Consider the following 4970-nt stretch of genomic DNA (forward strand, 5'->3'; position numbering starts at 1 on the left):
GCGCGACAGGCCGGCGTCGCGCAACGAACGCGCCTTGCGGGCCAGCAACGAGCCATTGGTGGTGAGGGTGAGGTCGAGCGGCTTGCCCGAGGCCGTCTCGATGCGCGCCAGCAGTTCCACCAGTTTCTCGATGTTCTTGCGCAACAGCGGCTCTCCGCCCGTCAGGCGGATCTTCTCCACGCCGTGCGCAACGAACAGGCGGGCGGCCCGCTCGATCTCCTCGAAGCTCAGCAACTCGGAGTGCGGCAGGAAGGGGTGGTCCTTGCCGAACACTTCCTTCGGCATGCAATAGACGCAGCGGAAGTTGCAGCGGTCCGTGACCGAGATGCGCAGATCGTGCAGCGGCCTGCCGCGGGTGTCGGCAACCAGTCCGGACGGCGCCGCGAGCACCGCCGGGATGGTGGGCATCATCGACCGGCGTCGATGGTCGCGCAGGTCGACAATGGGGATGACGGATGCGGTCATGGGCTTAAGGTGCAGGTGCGCCGGCTTCAATCGGGCGCGGCCAGGCCGCGCTCGACCGCGTAGACCGCGATCTGGACGCGGCTGGTCAGATTGAGTTTCTTGAGGATATTTTGCACATGGATCTTCACGGTGCTCTCCGCCACGCCCAGGTCGCGCGCGATTTCCTTATTGCTTTCGCCGCGCGTCAGGCCGCGTACGATCTCATGCTCGCGCGAGGTGAGGCGGGGTTTGTCGGCCGAGCCCGCCGCCGTTGCCGGGGGAGGGTTGGTGGGCGCACGGAATTGCGCGACAAGTTTTGCCGTCATCCCCTGCGAAATCACCGCCTCGCCCACCGCCGCCCGGCGGATGGCGCTGGTCAGGGTTTCCGCTTCGATGTTCTTCAGCAGGTAGCCCCGGGCGCCGCTGCGCAGGGCGGCCGCCAGTTCCTCGGCTTCCTCCGACACCGTGAGCATCACCACTGCGCTGTCGGGCAGGTCTTCCACCAGCAGTTGCAGGGTTTCAAGCCCCGACAAGCCGGGCATGTTCAGGTCCAGCAGGATCACATCGGGCCGGTGCTGCTTGGCCCGCTTGACGCCTTCCACACCATCGGCCGCCTCGTCGACGATTTCGAAATCGGTCTGGCGCGCCAGCAGGGCGCGCACGCCAGAGCGAAACAGGGAGTGGTCGTCTATCAGGAGGATGCGGATGGTCATGATATTCACTTGAATGAAGTAGGCGGGAGAGGGCGGCCGGCAGCCGTGGCATCAGTTACCGCGGCAGGATGAGCTCAACGCGCGTGCCCGTGCCCCGCGCGGCCACGATCCGCAGGCGGGCCGATAGCCTGGCCGCCCGCTCGCGCATGATGTGCAATCCCACGTGGGCCTGGTCGTCCGCGGCCGGTTCCGTGGGGTCGAAGCCGTCGCCATCGTCCTCCACGACCATGCTGAAGGTGCGCCCGTTGCGCACGATGACGCTGGCGTGGCCGGCACGCGCATGCTTTCGCACATTGGATAGGGCCTCCTGCAGGATGAACAGCACCTGCAATTGCTGCTCCGGCTGCAGGGGCGGCCCGCCCTGCGCGTCATTGAACGCCAGGGCAAGCGCCGTGCTGCTCTGGCGCCGGAAGCGCGCCACGGTGTCTTCCACGGCCTGGCGCAGCTCGCCATGCGCCAGCTTGCTGCGGAAATTGAGCAGCAGCTCCCGTACATCCTGATAGCTCTCCTCGACACCGCAACGCAGCAGCGGCACGATGGCGCGAGTTTCATCCATATCGCTGCGCGAGACGGCGTCTTCCAGCAACTGCACCTGCAGGTTCAGGTAGTTGAGTCCCTGGGCAATGCTGTCATGCAGACCCTGCGCCACCAGGTTGCGCTCTTCCACCACCGCAAGCTGGCGCGCGGTTTCCGACAGGTGCAGATGATCCAGCGCCACGCCGAGATGCTGTCCGAAGGTCTCGAGCAGGCGGATATCCGAGGCAGGCAGCCGCAGCGGGTGGCGGAAGTGCAGGGAGAAGGTGCCCAGCACCGTGCGCTGCGTTTCTATGCGGAACACCGCAAGCCCCGGGAATCCTTCCCTCGCGCAGCCGAAGCGCGCATCGGACGCCGGCCGGCCGGCCGACAGTGCGGCTCCCTTGCCGAGATCTTCAATCAGTACGACGGATTCGCTGGCTGCCTCGCCACAAAAACACGCGTCCACCTTCATGCAGTGCTCGGCCTCTTCCAGTGCGGCCGAGTAGCCGGCCGACACCACCAGGTGCAGCTGGTCGTGGTCCGCATCGATCATGCGCACGCTGCCGCCATCGGCATCGAACTGCTGCATCACGCGCTCCAGGAAGCCGCGGCAGAGCGCCTCGCTGTCGTTTGGCATATTGAGGAAAGCGGCCATGTCGTAGAGCGCCGCGAGGTCGCGGTTGTGCCGCGCCAGCTCGGCGGTCTTCTGCGCCACGCGTGCTTCCAGGTCCTGGTATAGCCCCTCCAGTTCGCCGGCCATCCGGTTGAAGCCGTCCGCAAGCATGCCGAACTCGTCGCGCGTCTCCACCGGCAGGCGCAGGGAGAACTCCCGCGCGGCCATGCGCTGCAAGCCATCCTGCAAGCGCATGACCGGCAGGATGATCCAGATGTAAAGCAGGTAGATGACGGCCACCGTGCCCATGCAGGCCATCGCCGCGAGTCCGGCCTGCGACAGCCGCAGCAGGGTGGTCTTGGTGGCGTTTTCCTGCTCGATCATGCTGACCAGGCGGTTGACCTGGTCCACAAAGGAAGCCAGCGCCACAGGGTAGGCGGGCGCCGCGCCGGTTGCGATGCCCAGGTCGGCGAGCGCACTGGGCTTGATGCGCTGGTTCCAGTCCTGGCTGACCCGCTCCAGTTGCGCGCGGATGCCGGGGTCGTCCGGCAGGAACAAGGGCCGCGCCGGATCGCCCTGGTGCAGGCGTGCCAGGGTGGCATCCATCCCGTTGATCTGTGCGTCCAGCTGATGGTGCTCGCCGGCATGTGCCCTGGCGAGTTCGATGGCGACGCGATTGGCGCGCATGCGCAGGCTGCCCGCATCGTTGATGGCCGCGCCCGCGCCTTCGAGCTGCCATGACAGCCACAGCGTCCCGGAGATCATGGCCAGCACGATCAGCAGCGCGCCCAGCGAGAGCGAGACGATGCGTGTCGACAACCGGTGGCGCAAACCAGGCAACGCTGCCTGGGCAGGCAGCGGCGAGAACGACTGCTCCACGGTGGAAGCGGGCGGGGAAGGGGGCGTGAGATCTACCATATGGCTCCAGCCCCCCGGCGGATGTCTTCGGTCTGGATCGGCGCTTCAGGGGCTTGTCGCATTATTGACGGCAAGCTGGCGCGGCGACTTGCGCAAAATCAATATCGCTTGCGAGACCGGGTGGCGCTTGACGAACTTTCCTTGAATATCATGGCGTGATGCAATTTCCGGCGTCACGGCCGGGATGAATCGGTCATTGCGGATGAGGTGGGCGCAGTCAGATGGCCGGGGCCGCCGCGCCCCGTGGCGTGCCGACGCCCGCGGGCATTTCGCCGGTGAGCAGGTAGTGCATCAGTTCGCGCACCGGACGGATGGCCTCGCCGAACGGCAAGGCTCCCTTGCCACGGAAGAACAATCCCCGCTCCACGTCGCCGCGCATGGCCTGGGCCAGCTTGAGGTCGATGCAGAACTGGCCCACGCGGCCGACGCCATCGCGCAGGCCGCAGGCCTGCAGGCAGTCGAAGCCTTCGAGACAGTCGCGCACCTTGGCGCGGGTCTGCAGCGCGGCTTCACGCGACAGGTAGCGCTTGAGCCATGGCGTCAGCACGGCGCGTGCCGGCAGGCCGGCCACGCTGGTGAATTCACTCAGTTGTTCGGGATGCGCACTGGCCAGGACTTCCTTGAAGGCCGGGTGCGCATCGCCTTCCTCGGTGACGGCAAAGGCCGTGCCCAGTTGCACGGCGGCAGCGCCTTGATCCAGCCAGTGACGGACTTTGGCGTGGGTGTTGATGCCGCCCGCAAGGATCAGGGGTACGCTGTCCCAGTCCAGCCCCAGCCCGGCGAACAGTTCCCGGCATTCGGCCAGCACGCGGGTGAAGGAGAAGCGCTGGTCGCCAAGGTCCTCGATGCGCGAAGCCCCGAGGTGGCCGCCGGCGTGCGCCGGATGTTCGACGACGATTGCGTCCGGCAGGCGGTTTTTCTTCATCCACTTGCGCAGCACCAGGCCGATGCCACGGGAATCCGACAGGATCGGGATCAGCGCAATGTTCGGGTGGCCGGCGGTGAGGTCGGGCAGGTCGAGGGGCAGTCCCGCGCCCATCACGATGGCATCGGCCCCGCTCTCGCAGGCCTGCCGGACCAGTGCGGCATGCGAGCTGACTGCTTTCATGACATTGACCGCGATGGCGCCGCGCCCGCCGGAGAGCCGTCGCGCGCCCTGGATCTCGCGATCCAGGGCCACCAGGTTAGCCGCTTCCGTCTTGGCCTTGTCGCGTGATTTGGCGGTGGCCGCCATCAGGTCCGGATGATGGTGGCGCAGATCGATGCTGGCAATGGTGCCCATGCCGTTCTGGCTCGCCACGGCGCCCGCGAGCCGGTGCGCGGAGATGCCGATACCCATGCCGCCCTGTACCACCGGGACCAGCCGGCGGCCGATCAGCTTTAGCCAATGCTCTTGCATATCACCCTCGATAAGACATCCCGCTCGCCGGCGGAGGTGCCGGGCGATGCTGGAAAACCGGCATAGGTTTGCATGGGCAGGTGGCCGGGGAATTGCGCTGGATCAAGCCGCGGACAGCACGATACCAATGGCCTATGCCACTCGGCGGAGGGCCGCTGTTCCATGCGCGCGCCACAGCCCACGCTTTTGCGCCTGGTCAACTGGTTCGCCCCCGGGCTTGGCTAGGATCGTGCCTCACAGGCGTTCGCCGCCACCATGGCGCATGCGGACGCCGAAACCCCGTTGACCCCGTTGAGCCTATCCAATGACATCCAACACATCCGGCGCAACGCGCCGACCGCAACTGGTTGCGCCCCCCCCCCCCCCC

General features: G+C 66.8%; 4 protein-coding genes. All 4 read right to left on the bottom strand.

The window, feature by feature from the left end; genetic code table 11:
* The coding region (locus CF70_RS37290; protein WP_035860354.1) for a radical SAM protein at window positions 1–465 on the bottom strand (465 nt) is incomplete at its 3' end.
* Between the two features lie 26 nt (window positions 466–491).
* The gene (locus tag CF70_RS03420; protein WP_035860356.1) at window positions 492–1157 is read right to left on the bottom strand and encodes a response regulator; all 666 of its coding nucleotides are present in this window, start codon (window positions 1155–1157) and stop codon (window positions 492–494) included.
* A 55-nt stretch (window positions 1158–1212) separates the two neighbouring features.
* Entirely contained in the window at window positions 1213–3204 is a 1992-nt protein-coding gene (locus tag CF70_RS03425; protein ID WP_081862003.1) for a type IV pili methyl-accepting chemotaxis transducer N-terminal domain-containing protein, read from the bottom strand.
* A 217-nt stretch (window positions 3205–3421) separates the two neighbouring features.
* Complete coding sequence (locus CF70_RS03430; RefSeq protein WP_035860358.1) at window positions 3422–4603, bottom strand: NAD(P)H-dependent flavin oxidoreductase; 1182 nt, start codon at window positions 4601–4603, stop codon at window positions 3422–3424.
* Between the last annotated feature and the right edge of the window lie 367 nt (window positions 4604–4970).

The sequence above is a fragment of the Cupriavidus sp. SK-3 genome (assembly GCF_000611145.1).
Classification (GTDB): Bacteria; Pseudomonadota; Gammaproteobacteria; order Burkholderiales; family Burkholderiaceae; genus Cupriavidus.